Consider the following 475-nt stretch of genomic DNA (forward strand, 5'->3'; position numbering starts at 1 on the left):
TTTGTAGGGAGCAACATCCTGCTTTGGGCGATATTCATTTCTATGGTGAATTATCCCTATGAACTGATGACCATTGGTAGCAACAGCAAGACAAAGAAAAACGTTGTAGATGCAGAGCCAGCAACAGAACAAGAACAGCCAAAGCAAACATTACCACAAACAGAGTCTGTAAAATACAGTCATGAGGACTATGCCAAGCGTGTAGAGGCACAAGAAAAAGAAGCACAGAAGGAAAAGGACAAGCGAACAAGAGCCGTACTTGACTATGTGCATCGTACCATGTCAAGGTTTCTGTATGAGGAAGATTTGAATAAGGTGATAGAGGCTGTCAAGGAATGGAGCAACGACACCAACTATACCCCAATAGCAATAAACCGTTTCAAGGAGACGGTTGAGAATATTCCTTTAAGGCACTTCGTGTGGAATATCGCAGAACGTTTGGGTAAACGTGATTACACAATGGCAATGCGAATAG

Annotated in this window: 1 pseudogene; it reads left to right on the forward strand. The window is 42.5% G+C overall.

Going from position 1 to position 475, the window contains the following annotated elements:
* Window positions 1-475 (forward strand): annotated as a pseudogene (locus I6E38_RS15095) (hypothetical protein); the annotation flags it as partial.

This window comes from Leyella stercorea, from assembly GCF_021531355.1.
Taxonomy (GTDB): domain Bacteria; phylum Bacteroidota; class Bacteroidia; order Bacteroidales; family Bacteroidaceae; genus Prevotella.